Genomic DNA, 17,769 nt, shown 5'->3' on the forward strand with positions numbered 1-17,769 from the left:
ATTGTCGGAACCGGAAAAACGCGCGCGCCCAGAGGGCGCCTCCCGCAACCTCTGGCTGACCAGACGTTGCGTTATCAGAGGCGCCCTTGGGCGCGCGCGATTAACAGCAATGCTTGAAGCGTATCAGTGCACGTCTTTCCAGTATTCACGCTTGAGCAGGTAGGCGAACACAAAGAAGAACGCCAGGTACAGCAAGACGTAAGTACCGATGCGCTGATGTTGCAGCTTAACCGGGTTAGCCGAGTAAGCCAGGAAGGTTACCAGATTCTTGACCTTCTCATCGAACTGCTCTTCGTTCAGAGCACCGGTTTTCGGCACGATGGTCAACTGATCGCACGCTTCATGAGTCAGCGGCGTACCGGTCAGCGGATCATATTGCTTCTTGCCGTCTTCAACGATCTGCACTTGTTTGCAGCCAACCACCTGACGACCTTGCAGGCCGACCAGCACGTTAGGCATGCCGACGTTCGGGAAGACCTTGTTGTTCACGCCCCATGGACGTGCAGGATCTTCGTAGAACGAGCGCAGGTAACCGTAGAGCCAGTCGGTACCGCGCACTCGCGCCACCAGGGTCAGATCCGGTGGCGCTGCACCGAACCAGGTCTTGGCGTCCGCCGGCTGCATGCCGATGTTCATGTGATCGCCGATCTTGGCACCAGTGAACACCAGCTTCTCCAGCATCATTTCGTGTGGAATGCCGAGGTCATCGGCCACCCGCTCGTAACGCTGGAACTTGGCACTGTGGCAACCCATGCAATAGTTGGCAAAAGTGCGCGCGCCATCTTGCAGGGCAGCCTTGTCGGACACGTCAATGTCGACCTTTTCCAGTTCTGGACCACCGTGTTCAGCGGCGAAAGACAGCACAGGCAGCGCAGCAAAAATCAGAGCAAAAAATAACTTTTTCATCAGCCAGTCACCCTTTCCGGAACCGGTTTGGTCTTCTCGAGCCTGGTGTAGAACGGCATCAGAATGAAGTAGGCGAAGTACAGGAAGGTGCAGATCTGCGATACCAGCGTGCGCTCCGGCGTCGGCGCAAGCACACCGAGAATGCCGAGAATCACGAAGGAAATGCAGAACACCACCAGCCAGATCTTGCTCATCCAGCCCTTGTAGCGCATCGATTTGACCGGGCTGCGGTCAAGCCAGGGCAGGACAAAGAGCAAGGCGATCGAAGCACCCATGGCGATCACGCCCATGAGTTTGTCCGGGATCGCACGCAAGATCGCGTAGAACGGCGTGAAGTACCAGACCGGTGCAATGTGCTCTGGCGTCTTGAACGGGTTGGCCTGCTCGAAGTTTGGTTTTTCGAGGAAGTAGCCGCCCATTTCCGGGAAGAAGAACACGATAAAGCAGAAGATGAACAGGAACACCACCACACCGACGATGTCTTTCACGGTGTAGTACGGGTGGAAGGCAATGCCGTCCAGCGGGATACCGTTCTCGTCTTTGTGCTTCTTGATGTCGACGCCGTCAGGGTTGTTCGAACCGACCTCGTGCAGCGCCAGGATGTGCAGCACCACCAGACCGAGAATCACGATCGGCAGCGCGACAACGTGCAAGGCGAAGAAGCGGTTCAGGGTAATCCCGGAGATCAGGTAGTCACCACGAATCCACTGGGTCAGGTCGTTACCAATGACCGGAATCGCACCGAACAGCGAGATGATCACCTGGGCACCCCAGTAGGACATCTGACCCCACGGCAGCAGATAACCCATGAACGCTTCGGCCATCAGCGCCAGGTAAATCAGCATGCCGAACACCCACACCAGTTCACGCGGCTTCTGATACGAACCGTAGAGCAAGCCACGGAACATGTGCAGGTAGACCACGATGAAGAATGCCGAAGCACCGGTGGAGTGCAGCAGACGCAGGATCGAGCCGTACTCGACGTCGCGCATGATGTATTCGACGGAAGCGAACGCTTCTTCTGCCGACGGCGTGTAACTCATCGTCAGCCAGACACCGGTAACGATCTGGTTGACCAGCACCAGCAGCGCCAGGGAGCCGAAGAAATAGAAGAAGTTGAAGTTTTTTGGAGCGTAATACTTGCTGAGATGGTCTTCCCACATTTTGGTGGCGGGAAAGCGCGCATCAACCCAATCCATGAACTTGCTCATCACGCTTTCTCCGTATCGACGCCAATGACAATCAGGTCATCGGTCTCATAGGAATGCGGGGGAACTGGCAGGTTCAAAGGCGCAGGTTGCGACTTGTAGACGCGGCCAGCCAGATCGTAGTGGGAACCGTGGCAAGGGCAGAAATAGCCACCGACCCAGTCTTTACCCAGATCCGCAGGTGCCACTTCGGGACGGAAAGTTGGTGAGCAACCCAGGTGCGTGCAAATCCCGATCAGCAGCAGAATTTCCGGCTTGATCGAACGCACTTCAGGATCGACATAAGTAGGTTGCGTGGAGTTTTTGGAAGTCGGATCGGAGAGCTGGCCCTCGATCTTCTTGAGATTCCCAGGATTTCCGCAGTACGGCGGACAATGAACACCGGCTGGCCGCGCCACTCAGCAATCATCTGCTGCCCTGGCTCGATTTTGCTGACATTCACTTTCACCGGTGCGCCGGCGGCTTTCGCCTTGGCACTGGGAAACCATGACCCCACGAACGGGACCGCAGCCCCCACCGCTCCTGCAGCACCCACCACGGATGTGGCTGCTACCAAGAAGCGACGCCGGCCTGCATTCACGCCGTCATTGCTCATTCAGTCCTCTCCCATCAGCTTTTGTGGCCTGTTAAATCAGGCATCTACTAAATAAATCAATGTTACTTATAAAAATTTTGCCGAATGGTAATGAAAAGCCCCAATTCTGACAAGGGAATTACCCGGAGCTTCCACCCCCAAGCCTTGCAGTATAGGGGGTCTACGGATGAGGCAAGTTGTCACAGCGCAATTCTTTTGATAAATCGCAGGCATAAAAAAACGCCCGCTTCCGTGAGGAATCGGGCGTTCTTTTTGAACGTGGAAGCGGAATTAACGCTTCGAGTACTGCGGACGCTTACGCGCTTTACGCAGACCTACTTTCTTACGTTCAACTTCACGGGCGTCGCGAGTAACGAAGCCAGCTTTGCGCAGAGCGCCGCGCAGGGTTTCGTCGTAGTCCATCAGAGCGCGAGTGATACCGTGGCGGATTGCGCCAGCTTGACCACTTACACCGCCGCCGATGACAGTGACGTAGATGTCGAATTTCTCGACAGTCTCGGTCAGTTCCAGCGGCTGACGAACTACCATGCGGGCAGTTTCGCGGCCGAAGAACGAGTCCAGGGAGCGGTTGTTGATGGAGATGTTACCAGTACCCGGACGCAGGAAAACGCGTGCGGTTGCGGTCTTGCGACGGCCAGTGCCGTAATTTTGAGTCGCCGACATAATGAACTATTCCGTTAAATCTTCAGTTCTTGGGGCTGCTGAGCAGTATGAGGGTGTGCAGCGCCCGCATAGACTTTCAGCTTACGGTACATGTCACGACCCAGCGGGTTCTTAGGCAGCATGCCTTTAACCGCGGTCTCGATCACGCGCTCAGGGGCTTTGGCGATCAGCTTTTCAAAGTTGATCGACTTGATGCCGCCCGGGAAACCGGAGTGGGAGTAGTACATTTTGTCAGTGGTTTTAGCGCCGGTAACACGGATCTGCTCGGCGTTGATTACGACGATGTAGTCGCCGGTGTCAACGTGAGGAGTGTACTCAGGCTTGTGCTTGCCACGCAGACGGCTCGCGATTTCGGTGGCCAGACGACCCAGGGTCTGACCAGCAGCGTCGACGACAAACCAGTCGCGCTTTACTGTTTCCGGTTTAGCAGTAAAAGTTTTCATTCTTTATAGCCTCAGGGGCCGCCTGTAAATAAGACGGCGGATCTTACTGAATAGTGCGTACTTTGACAAGTCAAAGGCAGCCGGATACAGACGCTTTCGGGGGCTCGGGTCGGCGCGTCCGTTCAACGGCAAGATTCTTCGGCGGCGGCGCATCACTTCCACTGCAGAAAGAGGTCGGCAATTATGCAGATTGCGAAAAAATTTTCAACCTGCTTTTATGATTGTTTTGCCCAAGGAGCACCCGATGGACTATCGCCAGCTAGGCCGTACCGACCTGAACGTGAGTGCAATCTGCCTCGGCACCATGACCTGGGGCGAGCAAAACACTGAAGCTGAAGCCTTTGCCCAGATCGAACGGGCCAAGGAAGCGGGGATCAATTTCATCGACACCGCCGAGATGTACCCGGTGCCGCCGAAAGCCGAAACCTACGCCACCACCGAGCGCTACATCGGCAATTACTTCAAAAGTCGCGGTGACCGCGCCGACTGGATCCTCGCCAGCAAGATCGCCGGCCCCGGCAACACCATCGACTACATCCGCGACAAAAACCTGCGCCACAACCGTCAACACATCACCGAAGCGGTCGATGCCAGCCTCAAGCGCCTGCAGACCGACTACATCGACCTGTATCAATTGCACTGGCCGGAGCGCAGCACCAACTTTTTCGGACAGCTGGGCTACAAGCACAAGATCGAAGCCAACCTGACGCCGCTCGAAGACACCCTCGAAGCCCTCGACGAACAGGTCAAGGCCGGCAAGATCCGCCACATCGGTCTGTCCAACGAAACCCCGTGGGGCACCATGCGTTTCCTCGCTCTGGCCGAAGCCCGTGGCTGGCCGCGCGCGGTGTCGATCCAGAACCCGTACAACCTGCTCAACCGCAGCTTCGAAATCGGCCTGGCGGAAATCGCCATCCGCGAACAATGCGGCCTGCTCGCCTATTCGCCGCTGGCGTTCGGTTTCCTGTCGGGCAAGTACGAAGGTGGCGCCCGCCCGCCAAAAGGTCGCCTGAGCCTCTACAGCCGCTTCAGCCGCTATTTCAATGCGCAGTCGGAAGCGGCGTGCAGCCGTTACGTGGCCCTGGCCCGCGAACATGGCCTGGACCCGGCGCAAATGGCCTTGGCATTCGTGACCCAGCAACCGTTCGTCACCAGTAACATCATTGGCGCGACGACCCTTGAGCAACTGGACAGCAACATTGCCAGTTTCGAGCTGAAGCTTTCCGACGAAGTGCTGGCCGGGATTGAGGCGATTCACAAGGATCATCCGAATCCGGCGCCTTGATTAATCCATAAATCAAATCGCGAGCAGGCTCACCCCTACATTTTGGAATGCGTTCCTCTGCAGGAACGAGCCTGCTCGCGATAGCGGTCTGACAGCCACCGAAAACCTACAACGACCGCGCAATGATCTCCTTCATGATTTCATTGGTGCCGGCATAGATCCGCTGCACCCGCGCATCGGCCCACGCCCGGGCCACCGGGTATTCCCACATGAAGCCGTACCCGCCGTGCAATTGCACGCACTCGTCGAGCACCTTGCATTGCAGGTCGGTGCCCCAGTACTTGGCCATCGCCGCCGTCGGCACATCCAGTTTGCCTTGCAGATGCAACTCGAGGCAGCGGTCGACGAAGACCCGGCCGATCTGAATCTCGGTGGCCATCTCCGCCAGCTTGAAGCGGGTGTTCTGGAAATCGGCAATTGCCTTGCCGAAGGCCTTGCGATCACGGGTGTAATCCAGCGTCCACTGCAACGCAGCTTCGGCTGAAGCCAGCCCGCCGATTGCCACGGTCAGGCGCTCCTGCGGCAATTCCTGCATCAAATAAGCGAACCCCGCCCCGGCCTGCCCCAACAGGTTTTCCTTGGGTACACGGACGTCCTGGAAGAACAATTCCGACGTGTCCTGGGCCTTCATGCCGACCTTCTCCAGGCGCTTGCCCTTCTCGAAGCCAGGCGTATTGGCTTCGACCAGGAACAGGCTGGTGCCCTTGGCGCCAGCCTTCGGATCGGTCTTGGCGACAACGATCACCAGATCCGCGAGAAAGCCGTTGGTGATAAAGGTCTTGGAGCCGTTGATCACGTACTCATCGCCATCCAGCACAGCGGTGGTCTTCACGCCTTGCAGGTCGGAACCGGCGCCCGGCTCGGTCATGGCGATGGCCGTGACCATCTCGCCCGAGACCAGTTTGGGCAGGTACTTGTGCTTCAGCGCCTCGCTGCCGTAATGCAGGATGTACGGCGCAACGATGTCCGAATGCAGCGAAAAGCCGATGCCGGTCAGCCCCAGCCGCCCCACTTCCTCGATCACCACGGTGCTGTAGAGAAAGTCCGCGCCCAGGCCGCCGTACTCTTCGGGCAAGTGCGAGCAGAGCATCCCCGCCTCCCCCGCCTTGTTCCACAGTTTGCGGTCGATGTGGCCTTGTTTCTCCCATTGCGCATGGAACGGCACAGCCTCTTTTTCGAGGAAGGTTCGTACGCTGTCGCGGAACAATTCGTGCTCGGGGCTGAACAAGGTTCTGGGGATCATGCGGCACCTTTCTTTCTTGTTGGAGGGAGATGACCTTCAGAGACTATGCCTCACCTCCGATACAGGACACTGGACACATCCGACAAAAAATAAGACGATCCAGCCGTCTGGTGACCACTTTCCCTTATAAAAACAAAACAAAAGTTGAATTATGTCCAAGCAAGTCTCCACGCCCTTGCGGCGCGTCAGCATCCTGGCAATCGACCGGGTTTTCGCATCCACACTCATGCAGGCCAAGGATTTCTTCCACCTGGCCAGCCTGCGTTACGGCAAACAACTGGGCCACGGCCTGACACCGGCGTTCGAAACGCGCCTGGTCAGCCCCGACGGCAAACCGGTGAACAGTTTCAGTGACGTGGTGATGCCGGTGGACGGCGGCCTGGAAAACGCCGATGTGATCATCCTTCCGGCGTTCTGGGATGATTTCGATACCCTTTGCAGCCGTTATCCCCAGGTCTTGCCGTGGCTGCGTGAACAGCACGCCCGCGGCGCCGTGCTCTGCGGTGAAGCCACCGGCGTGTTCTGGCTGGCCGAGGCCGGCTTGCTCAATGGCAAGGAAGCGACCACCTACTGGCGCTTCTTCAATGCCTTCGCCGAGCGATTCCCCAAGGTTTACCTGAATCAGGACAAACACCTGACCGACGCCGACAACCTGTATTGCGCCGGCGGCACGACATCGGCGTGCGATCTCTATATCTACCTGATCGAACGCTTCTGCGGCGCCAACGTGGCGCAAGCCGTGGCCCGCGACATCCTTTACGAAGTGCAGCGCAGCTATTCGCCAGGGCGCATCGGCTTCGGCGGGCAGAAGCTGCATCAGGACGTGATCATCCTGCAGATCCAGCACTGGCTCGAAGAGCACTACGCCGACAAGTTCCGCTTCGAAGACGTCGCCCGTGAGCACGGCATGAGCATCCGCAACTTCATGCGCCGCTTCCAGACCGCCACCGGCGACAAGCCGCTGCATTACCTGCAACGCCTGCGCATCGAGACCGCCAAGGGCCTGTTGTCCGGCAGCCGCAAGAGCATCAAGACCATCAGTTATGAGGTCGGCTACGACGATGCGAGCTTCTTTGCGCGGTTGTTCCGCCAGCACACCGAGCTGTCGCCGAACCAGTATCGGCAGCAGTTTCAGCAGGCTGCGTAACCCCCGAAGCAAATACAAAACCTGTGGGAGCTGGCTTGCCAGCTCCCACAAGGATTGCAGTGCGTTCGAGTTTTTCTTCAGCGCATAAAAAGGGCCTGCAATTGCAGGCCCTTTTTTTTGTACGCCGATTCTGTTTAAGGCTTGTGCGCCCGCGACAGGAATTCGTGGGATTGCATCTCCAGCAGACGGCTGAGCGTGCGCTGGAACTCGAACGTCAGGCGCCCGCCGGTGTACAGGTCTTTCAACTCGACTTCGGCAGAAATGATCAGCTTGACGTTACGGTCGTAGAACTCGTCGACCATGTTGATGAAGCGCCGGGCGATGTCGTCGGTGGTGACGCTCATCTGCTCGACGCCGCTGAGCAACACGGCGTGGAAGATCTTGCCCAGTTCGATGTAGTCGTTCTGGCTGCGCGGGCCATCGCACAGTTCGCGGAAGTCGAACCAGGCCACGTCGTCGCACGTGCGCAGGGCACGGATCTCACGGTTTTCGATGATCAGCACATCGTTCTCGATCGCGGCAGTGCACTCCGGCGTCAGTGCGCGGAAGCTCTTGCGCAAGCTTTCGTGCGCCGCTTCGTCGAGCGGATAGTGGAACAGCTCGGCTTGTTCGAGGTGACGCAGTCGGTAGTCGACGCCACTGTCGACGTTGACGATCTCGGTGTTCTGCTTGATCAGCGCAATCGCCGGCAGGAAACGCGCGCGTTGCAGACCGTCCTTGTACAGGCCATCCGGAACAATGTTCGAGGTCGCGACCAGAGTCACACCGTTTTTGAACAGTTCTTCCATCAGCGTGCCGAGGATCATCGCGTCGGTGATGTCGGACACGAAGAACTCATCGAAACAGATCACCCGCGACTCGGTCGCGAAGCGCTTGGCGATGATGGTCAGCGGGTTTTTCTCGCCGCCGAGGGTTTTCATCTCTTCGTGCACACGCTTCATGAAGCGGTGGAAGTGGGTGCGGGTCTTTTCCTTGAACGGCAGCGCTTCGAAGAAGGTGTCGACCAGGTAGGTCTTGCCGCGACCCACGCCGCCCCAGAAATACAGACCCTTGACCGGCGTCTGATCCTTTTTGCCAAACAGCTTGCTCAGCAAACCCGGCTTGTTCTGGTCGGCAGCGATGAGATCTTCATACAGACGCTGCAAATGACGCACAGCAGTTTCCTGCGCGGCGTCATGGAAGAAGTCCGGGCGTTTCAGATCAGCTTGGTATCGTTCTAGGGGCGTCATAATTCGTTAGCAAGGCAACAAAAACGGGCCGTCACTGTAGCGACGGCCCGTAGGAATGGCAATCAGCCCTTGGTCGGGCCGCGCCGTTGTTTAGTCCTGAACCGGGGTCAGCGCAACGCGCAACGCCTCGACGGCCGCGTCCCGCGCAGCGGTATCAGCGAACGCCGGGCTGTCGCCGACGCACTCGCCTTCCAGCCATACGCTGAAGCTCAGGTCTTCATTGCGCACATCCAGCGGCTGGCCGGATTGCAGTTGCTTGGTCACCTGGCCTGCAGTTTTGCCGTCGGCGAAGTTGCGCGACAACAGCAGTTGCTCGCCATCGGCCGCCAGCAGACGGAAGCGGAAGCTGCCATCGTCTTCACGGAAGCTGACGAAGCGCGCGGCTTTCGCGGCCTTCTTCTTGGTGGTCGCAGCGACTTGCACTTGATTGACGAAGGAACGCAGGCCCACGGCTTCACGCAGTTCGTTGAGGAACGGCGTTGCCACGGCACGGGCTTTCTTCGCGCCGATCTGCAGAATGTCTTCCAGATCTGCCGGACGTTCGATCAACTGGTGATATTTATCGCGAGCTTCGCCCAATTCGTTGTCGAGCAACTGGAACAGGCGATTCTTCGCCTCGCCCCAACCCAGACCGCCGAGCAGTTCGCTGCGGAACTCATCAGCCTGCGCCGGTGTGGCAAACGCCTGGAACAGGGTGAACAGGTGCGAGCTGTCCGGATCCTTGGCTTCGCCTGGTGCCTTGGAGTCAGTGACGATCCGCGAGATCGCGTCCTTCATCTCTTTGGCGCTGGAGAACAACGGGATGGTGTTGTCGTAGCTCTTCGACATCTTGCGCCCGTCGAGGCCCGGCAACGTCGCCACGCTCTCTTCGATCAGCGCTTCGGGCATGGTGAAGAACTCTTTGCCCTGGCCGAACAGGTGGTTGAAGCGCTGGCCGATGTCACGGGCCATTTCCACGTGCTGGATCTGGTCACGACCGACCGGCACCTTGTGTGCGTTGAACATCAGGATGTCCGCCGCCATCAGCACCGGGTAGCTGTAGAGGCCCATGGTGATGCCGGCATCCGGGTCTTCACCGGTCTCGACGTTCTTGTCCACCGAGGCCTTGTAGGCGTGCGCACGGTTGAGCAGGCCCTTGGCGGCGACGCAGGTCAGCAGCCAGGTCAGCTCAGGGATTTCCGGGATGTCGGACTGGCGATAGAAGGTTACGCGGTCGACATCCAGGCCACCGGCCAGCCAGGTCGCGGCGATTTCCAGACGCGAGCGCTGAATGCGCAGCGGGTCATCGCATTTGATCAGGGCGTGGTAGTCGGCCAGGAAGTAGAACGAGTCGGCATTGCTGTCGCGGCTGGCAAGGATCGCCGGGCGGATGGCGCCGGCATAGTTGCCCAGGTGCGGCGTGCCGGTGGTGGTGATGCCGGTGAGGATGCGGGTACGGTTCGTCATGGGTAATCGCTTGTCAGACTGCAATCAATTCGAAAGACGCGGCAGGATCAGATCCTTGAGATCGGTCAGCTTGCCATGAAAAAAGTGTCCGCATTCTGCCACTTTCAGCAGCTCATGGGGGCGCTGGAGTTTTTCCGACCAGTCGTAGACCAGTTGCGGATCGATCACTTCGTCGGTTTCCGGCTGGATCACAGTCAGCTCGCCGTGCTGCGGCAGTTGATCCTGATCGCCCAGGCGCATGACCGCCGGCGCCACCATGAACAGCTGCTTGAGCGGCACGCCCTCGGCCTCAAGACGACCGCCGAGACTTGCTGCAACAAATCCGCCGAAGGAGAAACCGAACAGGGTCAGTGGCAGATCCGGGTGTTTTTCCCGCAGCCATGCGGCTGCAGCCTGAGCATCGTCGACTTCACCGCTGCCCATGTCATGGGAACCTTCGCTGGCACCGACGCCGCGATAGTTGAAGCGCAAGGTAATCAGGCCGGCGTCGCGCGCGGTGCGCTGCAGGGTCGAGACGACCTTGTTGAGCATGGTACCGCCCTGTACCGGGTTCGGATGACAGATCAACGCGATGCCGATTGGCTGCTCGTTATCCAGGTACAGAGACTCAAGTTGGCCCACCGGGCCGTCAATCACTACAGGGGTTTCACGCATCAGCAAGGAAGGAACTCCGTGACCTCGAATCGGGTCGACTCGTCTAGCAAATTGTCTGTGCCAATCTATTGCGAGTGAATCGCGGTATACAGCGCAGGTTCGAGCCGTTAACGTAAAGCAAAGCCGTTTATAGAGGAAGGACTCGTGGAACACTCGCTCTTAGTTTGGTTGTTACCGACTCTTGCCCTGGTTGTGGGTGTCGCCATTGGATTCCTGATCGCGCGCGTTGCGCCGAACGCCGCACCGAGCCGCACGCAGCGTCAACTGGATGATATCCAGGAGCGCTTCGACAGTTATCAAAACGAGGTGGTCACCCACTTCAACAGCACCGCGATGCTGGTCAAGAAGCTGACCCAGAGCTATCAGGAAGTTCAGGATCATCTCGCCGAGGGCGCCAATCGTCTGGCCCTGGACGAGCAGACCCGCCAGCGCCTGATCGCCGCCCTGCACGCCGATGCCGCACAGGCACCGCGCGAACGCCTGACGCCACCGCGCGATCAGGAGCCGCCACGCGACTACGCACCGAAGACCCCGAACTCGCCGGGCATGCTCGATGAGCACTATGGTCTGAAGAAGTAATCAGCTTCGCGCGCAACAAAAAGCCCCCGGACAATTCCGTTGTCCGGGGGCTTTTTTGTGCCTGATGGTTTTGTGGTGCCGATTTGATCGCCATCGCGAGCAGGCTCACTCCAACATTTTGAAATGCATTCCACTGTGGGAGCGAGCCTGCTCGCGAAGGAGCCGGCACAGGCCACACACAAAAATGCCCGATCACAGGACCGGGCATTTCTTCATTCAGGCAATCGCTTACGGATACTGCTGAACCGTACCCGGCTGCTGTTGCTGCTGACCACCGTACTGCTGACCCGGAATCGCCTTCAGGTTGACTTCAACGCGGCGGTTCTGCGCCCGGCCATTGACGTCACCGTTGCTGGCAATCGGGTTATCCGGACCGGCGCCACGGGCCGACAGGTTGGCACCGCTGACACCTTGCGAGGTCAGGTAGGTGGCCACGCTCTGCGCACGCCGTTGGGACAGGTCCATGTTGTGCTGACGGCTGCCGGTACTGTCGGTGTAGCCAACGATTTCGATCTGGTTCTGGCTGAACTCTTTCAGCGAGTTGGCCAGGTTGTTCAACGGCTGGTAGAAGCTCGACGCGATGTTCGCCGAATCGGTGGCAAACGTGATGTTGCCCGGCATGATCAGCTTGATCTGATCGCCCTGACGCTGCACTTCAACCCCAGTGTTGGCCATGCTCGCACGCAGCTTTTTCTCTTGCTGGTCGGCGTAATAACCGTAACCGGCTGCCGACGCCCCCACCACTGCGGCACCAATCAAGGCCCCCTTGCCACGGTTGTTGTGGTCGATGGCGGCACCGGCCAGTGCACCGGCCAGCGCGCCGAGGCCACCGTATTTGGCGGTTTTGCTCATGCCTTGCGAGCCACCGTCGGCCTGGCCCTGATTGTCATACGGGTTGGGCGAGGCGCAGCCGGCCAACATGGCCACAGCGGTAGCAACAATAATCAAACGAGGCGTGGTGAACATGAAGAGCTCCTGGTTTTTTCGCATTCTGTGTGGCAGCGGCCCTAGGCAATAGACCTATGCGGGCGTTGGATCATGACAATGCCGAAAAATTCCGCCACACACTCATGACAAAATGTTTAGGCGCGCACGAACGGGTTTTCCCGCATTTCGTCCCCGAGACGCGTGTCCGGACCATGTCCGGCAACGACGATTGCGTCTTCGTCGAGGGTGTACAGCCGCTGCTTGATCGAACGCACGATGGTGGCCTGATCGCCGCCCCATAAATCAGTGCGCCCTACCCCGCGACGAAACAGCGTGTCGCCGGCAATCAACAGCTTAGCCTCGGAAAACCAAAAGCTCATGGAACCTGGCGTATGCCCCGGCGTGTGCAGCGCCACGCCGCAGCCGCACGCCAGCTCTTCGTCATCGCTCAGCCAGCGGTCCGGTGATGGCACCGGGGTGTAAGGCACACCAAACATCTGGCATTGCATCTCCAGGTTGTCCCAGAGGAACTGATCGTCTTTATGCAGATGCAGGGTCGCACCGGTTTTTTCTTTCATCTGCCCGGAAGCGAGGAAGTGATCGAGATGCGCGTGGGTGTGAATGATGCTGACCACCTTCAACCCCAAAGCGTCGAGACGCGCCATGATCAGATCGGGATTGCCACCCGGATCGACGACGATGGCTTTTTTCGTGATCGGGTCGCCGATGATGGTGCAGTTGCACTGCAAAGGGCCGACGGGGAAAGTTTCGCGGATGAGGGCGGAGGTTGAGGCAGACATGAAAGGATCCTGGACAGACGGCATTGACGTTCGCTTCAGGATTCTACTGCACCTGCCGATACAGAGCGCCAGGTCAGTTAATTGACGCCACTAATCAGAAAATAGTGGCTCAATGATGTCATATGTACAAATACTGGTGCAAAATCACCCACTGTAGCGGCCACATTTCAGGAAGGGCCGCAGCCCATTCAGGAATTGCGCAATGCCACGCCCGACCGAATCGACCGAAAGCCAGCTTGTTTCACTGACCGGTATCAAATACCTCGACAGTCTTCTATCCGGTACCAAATGGGCTGATGATGGAATGGGCGTCAGCCTGACTTACAGCTTCATCAACCCGCAAAGATCATATTTCGTAACCGACTACAGCGCAGCGAATGAGTACCAGGCCGGGTACTCATTGACCATTGCGCAGCAAGCTACTGCCCGCAGCGCCATAAGCGCCTGGAGCGCGGTGGCCAACATCACCCTTCGCGAAACCAGTGACAACATCGTAAACGTCGGCGACATCCGGTTTGGCGGCTATTTGCTGATGGACGATGACGCTGCCGCCTGGGCCTACACACCCGGCGACTCGCCAAGGGCTGGCGACATCTGGATCGGGCCCAATACCAGCGACCCTTCGCCGGTCAAAGGCACCTACGATTACATGACGTTTGTCCATGAAATCGGGCATGCGCTGGGTCTCAAGCACCCCTTCGCGCCGAGCACCGGAAATGCGACCACGATGGATCCTGCACTGGATGACATCACGCATACGATCATGAGTTACAACAACTCATACTCCTATCACCCGACCACGCCCATGCTCCTCGATATTCTGGCAATCCAGAATCTCTATGGCGCCAACATGCGCTGGATGACGGGCAACAACACCTACTCCTGGGCGGCGGATCAATCGGTGTTCGAAACGATCTGGGATGCCGGCGGTGTCGACTCGATCGACGCCAGCAACCAGGCCGCAGCGGTACGCATCAATCTCAACGAAGGTGCATACAGCAAGATCGGCAAAGTCTTCACCGACCCCGATGGCGCAGACTTCAACGAAGGGCTGGCGATTGCCTTTGGCGCCAAGATCGAAAACGCCATCGGGTCGAGTTTTAACGACACCTTGATCGGTAACGCGCTGGATAACCTGCTCAATGGCATGGCAGGGGCCGATACCATGACCGGCGGTGCCGGCAACGACACCTACATCGTCGATGACATCGGTGACGTGGTGGTTGAGACCGGTACTTCGCTCTCGGAAATCGACAACGTTATTTCCTACATCAATTACACGCTGGGCGATAACGTCGAGAACCTGACGTTGACGGGCAGCGCTAATCTGACCGCGACCGGCAACGCGCTGAACAACGTAATCAACGGCAATACCGGTGATAACGTTCTGGACGGTGGTCTGGGCGCCGACACCATGATCGGCGGTGCCGGCAACGACACCTACATCGTCGACAACGTCGGCGACGTTGTCATTGAAACCCGAGCCCTGTACACCGAGATCGACACTGTTCGCGCCTCGATCAGTTACACCCTTGGCGCCAATGTGGAGGACCTCGTTCTTACCGGCAACGCCGACATCAATGCTATAGGCAACTCGCTGAGCAATGTTCTGATCGGCAACGACGGCAACAACCAGCTTAATGGCGGTGCCGGCGTCGACATGATGATCGGCGGCAAGGGTAACGATGCCTATGCACTGGACCAAGGCGCCGAACTGGGTCTGATCCGAGAGTACGCCAACGAGGGTAATGACACGCTGATTACCCTCTTCAACGCCACCGCTCAATACAACTCCATCGACCTCAGTCTGAGCAACCTGCAAAACATTGAAAACGTCACAGTGCTCGGCGCCGGCGCATTCACTGTGGCTGGCAACAGCCTGGACAACGTCCTGATCGGCAACGCCGATGCCAACTTCATCAATGGTGGCCAGGGCGCCGATACCATGAATGGCGGCGCGGGCAATGACACCTACATCGTCGACAACATTGGTGATGTGATCATCGAGACCGGCACCTCGCTTTCGGAAATCGATACGGTCTACTCCTACCTCGATTACACACTGGGCGCCAACCTCGAGAACTTGAACCTGGCCGGCTCAGCGAATCTGAACGCCACCGGTAACGCGTTGAACAACGCGATCTACGGCAACGCCGGCAACAACCTGATCGATGGCGGCCTGGGCGCCGATTACATGGCAGGTGGTTTCGGGGCCGATACCTACATCGTCGACAACGTCGGTGACGTGATCTTTGAAGACTGGGACTTGGTCGGCGTAGTCGACACCGTTCGAGCTTCGGTCAGCCATACCCTCAGCGCCAACGTGGAAAACATTGTCCTCACCGGCACTGCCGACATCAATGCAATCGGCAACGACCAGAACAACGTGTTGACCGGTAACGATGGCAACAACCAGCTCAATGGCGGTGGCGGCGTCGACACCATGATCGGCGGCAAGGGCAACGATGCCTACGCCCTCGACCAGTTCGCCGAACTGGCTCTGATTCAGGAAAACGCCAACGAGGGCAACGACACGCTGATTACGCTCTTCAACGCGACAGACCTGAACAGCACGATAGACCTCAACAGAAACAACCTGAAAAACGTCGAGAACCTGAGTGTAGTAGGCGCAGGCGCCTTCACACTGGCGGGCAACGACTTGGACAACACCCTGATCGGTAACGCCGACGCCAACTTCATAAACGGTGGCAAAGGCGCAGACATCATGCAGGGCGGAGGTGGCAACGACACCTACATCGTCGACAATGTCTTGGACAAGGTCATTGAAACCGATGCGTCACCGACGCAAATCGATACGGTCTACTCCTACGTCGGTCATACGCTGTCCGCCAATGTCGAAAACCTCACCTTGGTCGGCGCCGGGGACCTGATAGGCATCGGCAACGAGTTGAACAACGTCATTTACGGTAACGATGGCAACAATCAGCTCAACGGCGGTGCAGGCATCGACACCCTGATCGGCGGCAAAGGCAATGACGATTACGCCCTTGACCAGTTTGCCGAGCTGGCACTTGTGCGGGAAAACGCCAATGAAGGCATCGACAGGCTGTTTATCCAGTACAACGCCACCGCCCAGACCAACATCATCGATCTGAACCAGGCCAGCCTGCAGCAGGTCGAGAACGTCATGGTACTCGGCGCTGGTGAGTTCACCCTCGCCGGCAACAGCCTGAACAACGTCTTGATCGGCAACGCCGACGCCAACTTCATCAACGGCGGCCAGGGTGCCGACACCATGACCGGCGGCGCCGGCAATGACACCTACATCGTCGACAACATTGGCGACGTGGTGGTCGAGACGGGTACCTCTCTCTCGGAAATCGACACGGTCTACTCCTACATCGACTATACGCTGGGCGCCAATGTCGAGAACCTGACCCTGGCGGGCGGCGCCAACCTCAACGCCAACGGTAACGCGCTGAACAACGTGATCTACGGCAATGCCGGCAACAACGTTCTGGATGGCGGACTGGGTGCCGACTTCATGGCCGGTGGCACGGGCAACGATACCTATATCGTCGACAACGTCGGTGACGTGATCAGTGAAACCAGCACGCTGGCCAACGAGATCGACACCGTTCGCGCGTCTGTCACTTACACCCTTAGCGCGAACCTGGAAAACCTCGTTCTCACTGGCACCGCCGACATCAACGCCATTGGCAACAATCAGAACAACGTTTTGACCGGCAACGATGGCAACAACCAGCTCAATGGCGGTGCCGGCATCGATACCATGATCGGCGGCAAGGGCAACGATGCCTACGCCCTCGACCAATTTGCCGAACTGGCCCTGATTCAGGAAAACGCCAACGAAGGTAACGACACGCTGATCACGCTGTTCAACGCATCGCCAGTGGACAGCATCATCGATCTGAATCTGAACAACCTGCAAAACGTTGAAAACGTGACAGTGCTCGGCGGCGGTGCATTCACTCTGGCCGGCAACAGCCTGGATAACGTCCTGATCGGCAACGCTGATGCCAACTTCATCAACGGTGGCAAGGGCGCCGACACCATGAACGGTGGCGCTGGCAACGACATCTACATCGTCGATAACATCGGCGACACGGTGATCGAGACCGGTACCTCGCTGTCGGAAATCGACACGATCTATTCCTACGTCGACTACACCCTGGGCGCCAACGTTGAAATCCTCAACCTTGTCGGTACAGCGATCAAGGGCACCGGCAACGCGCTGAACAATGCCATTTACGGTAACGCCAGCGACAACATTCTGGATGGTGGAGCAGGTGCAGACACACTGACCGGCGGCGCCGGGGCGGATACCTTCGTCTTCAGTTCGCGCAGCGATATGGGCCTGGGTGCCAACCGTGATGTAATCACCGACTTCAGCAGTCTGCAGGGTGACAAGATCGACCTGACGAAATTCGATGCCAATCTGCTGCAAGGCGGCATGGACGCTTTCACTTTTATCGGCGCCAATGACTTCACCGGTGCCGGACAGTTGCGTTTCGTCGACCATGTGCTTTCGGGCAATGTCAGCGGTAATGCCGGGGCGGACTTCGAAATCCAGCTGGTCGGTGTGAACAGCTTCAGCGCCAACGATCTGGTGGCCTGACGCCCGACGCCCTCACCTGACCCGGTCTGCAGAACAGACCGGTA

Annotated in this window: 14 protein-coding genes and 1 pseudogene; 4 read left to right on the plus strand and 11 right to left on the minus strand. The window is 58.1% G+C overall.

Annotated features, from left to right (window positions below; all coding sequences use genetic code 11):
* Positions 1–123: 123 nt before the first annotated feature.
* From ACXX9E_RS00365 to rplM, 5 genes and pseudogenes are all read right to left on the minus strand, one after another.
* The gene (locus tag ACXX9E_RS00365) at positions 124–906 is read right to left on the minus strand and encodes a cytochrome c1 (protein WP_064589123.1); all 783 of its coding nucleotides are present in this window, start codon (positions 904–906) and stop codon (positions 124–126) included.
* Entirely contained in the window at positions 906–2,117 is a 1,212-nt protein-coding gene (locus ACXX9E_RS00370) for a cytochrome b (protein ID WP_122590050.1), read from the minus strand. Before ACXX9E_RS00370 ends, ACXX9E_RS00365 begins: the two co-directional genes overlap by 1 nt.
* A pseudogene (petA, locus tag ACXX9E_RS00375) lies at positions 2,117–2,709 on the minus strand (ubiquinol-cytochrome c reductase iron-sulfur subunit). The gene ACXX9E_RS00370 and the pseudogene petA overlap by 1 nt, the downstream one beginning before the upstream one ends.
* A gap of 270 nt (positions 2,710–2,979) precedes the next feature.
* Positions 2,980–3,372, minus strand: coding sequence for a 30S ribosomal protein S9 (gene rpsI / locus ACXX9E_RS00380; protein ID WP_127648153.1), 393 nt, complete (start codon positions 3,370–3,372; stop codon positions 2,980–2,982).
* A gap of 14 nt (positions 3,373–3,386) precedes the next feature.
* Positions 3,387–3,815, minus strand: a complete 429-nt coding sequence (gene rplM, locus ACXX9E_RS00385; RefSeq protein ID WP_003228062.1) for a 50S ribosomal protein L13 — start codon at positions 3,813–3,815, stop codon at positions 3,387–3,389.
* 244 nt (positions 3,816–4,059) lie between these two features.
* Here rplM and ACXX9E_RS00390 point away from each other — a divergent pair, with 244 nt between their 5' ends.
* Positions 4,060–5,100 (plus strand): NADP(H)-dependent aldo-keto reductase, encoded by a 1,041-nt coding sequence (locus ACXX9E_RS00390; RefSeq protein WP_222834322.1) that lies wholly within the window; start codon positions 4,060–4,062, stop codon positions 5,098–5,100.
* A 106-nt stretch (positions 5,101–5,206) separates the two neighbouring features.
* Here the strand turns inward: ACXX9E_RS00390 and ACXX9E_RS00395 are convergent, their stop codons facing one another.
* The gene (locus tag ACXX9E_RS00395) at positions 5,207–6,343 is read right to left on the minus strand and encodes an acyl-CoA dehydrogenase family protein (protein ID WP_336348154.1); all 1,137 of its coding nucleotides are present in this window, start codon (positions 6,341–6,343) and stop codon (positions 5,207–5,209) included.
* A 250-nt stretch (positions 6,344–6,593) separates the two neighbouring features.
* Between ACXX9E_RS00395 and ACXX9E_RS00400 the strand changes: the two genes are divergently transcribed.
* Positions 6,594–7,490, plus strand: a complete 897-nt coding sequence (locus ACXX9E_RS00400; RefSeq protein WP_185015770.1) for a GlxA family transcriptional regulator — start codon at positions 6,594–6,596, stop codon at positions 7,488–7,490.
* 134 nt (positions 7,491–7,624) lie between these two features.
* Here ACXX9E_RS00400 and zapE read toward each other — a convergent pair whose 3' ends face one another.
* The 3 genes from zapE to ACXX9E_RS00415 form a co-directional block, all read right to left on the minus strand.
* Positions 7,625–8,719, minus strand: a complete 1,095-nt coding sequence (gene zapE / locus ACXX9E_RS00405; protein ID WP_123463119.1) for a cell division protein ZapE — start codon at positions 8,717–8,719, stop codon at positions 7,625–7,627.
* A 90-nt stretch (positions 8,720–8,809) separates the two neighbouring features.
* Positions 8,810–10,165, minus strand: coding sequence for a tryptophan--tRNA ligase (locus ACXX9E_RS00410; RefSeq protein WP_458554907.1), 1,356 nt, complete (start codon positions 10,163–10,165; stop codon positions 8,810–8,812).
* Between the two features lie 24 nt (positions 10,166–10,189).
* Entirely contained in the window at positions 10,190–10,819 is a 630-nt protein-coding gene (locus ACXX9E_RS00415) for an alpha/beta hydrolase (RefSeq protein WP_123463211.1), read from the minus strand.
* A gap of 144 nt (positions 10,820–10,963) precedes the next feature.
* Here ACXX9E_RS00415 and ACXX9E_RS00420 point away from each other — a divergent pair, with 144 nt between their 5' ends.
* The gene (locus tag ACXX9E_RS00420; protein ID WP_064392879.1) at positions 10,964–11,398 is read left to right on the plus strand and encodes a Z-ring associated ZapG family protein; all 435 of its coding nucleotides are present in this window, start codon (positions 10,964–10,966) and stop codon (positions 11,396–11,398) included.
* Positions 11,399–11,626: 228 nt separating this feature from the next.
* Here ACXX9E_RS00420 and ACXX9E_RS00425 read toward each other — a convergent pair whose 3' ends face one another.
* Complete coding sequence (locus tag ACXX9E_RS00425) at positions 11,627–12,364, minus strand: YiaD family glycine zipper/OmpA-like lipoprotein (protein ID WP_222834320.1); 738 nt, start codon at positions 12,362–12,364, stop codon at positions 11,627–11,629.
* A 116-nt stretch (positions 12,365–12,480) separates the two neighbouring features.
* Entirely contained in the window at positions 12,481–13,125 is a 645-nt protein-coding gene (locus ACXX9E_RS00430; RefSeq protein ID WP_336348152.1) for an MBL fold metallo-hydrolase, read from the minus strand.
* A 202-nt stretch (positions 13,126–13,327) separates the two neighbouring features.
* Here ACXX9E_RS00430 and ACXX9E_RS00435 point away from each other — a divergent pair, with 202 nt between their 5' ends.
* Positions 13,328–17,725, plus strand: coding sequence for a M10 family metallopeptidase C-terminal domain-containing protein (locus ACXX9E_RS00435; RefSeq protein ID WP_458554908.1), 4,398 nt, complete (start codon positions 13,328–13,330; stop codon positions 17,723–17,725).
* Positions 17,726–17,769 lie beyond the last annotated feature (44 nt).

The sequence above is a fragment of the Pseudomonas sp. GNP014 genome (assembly GCF_054344005.1).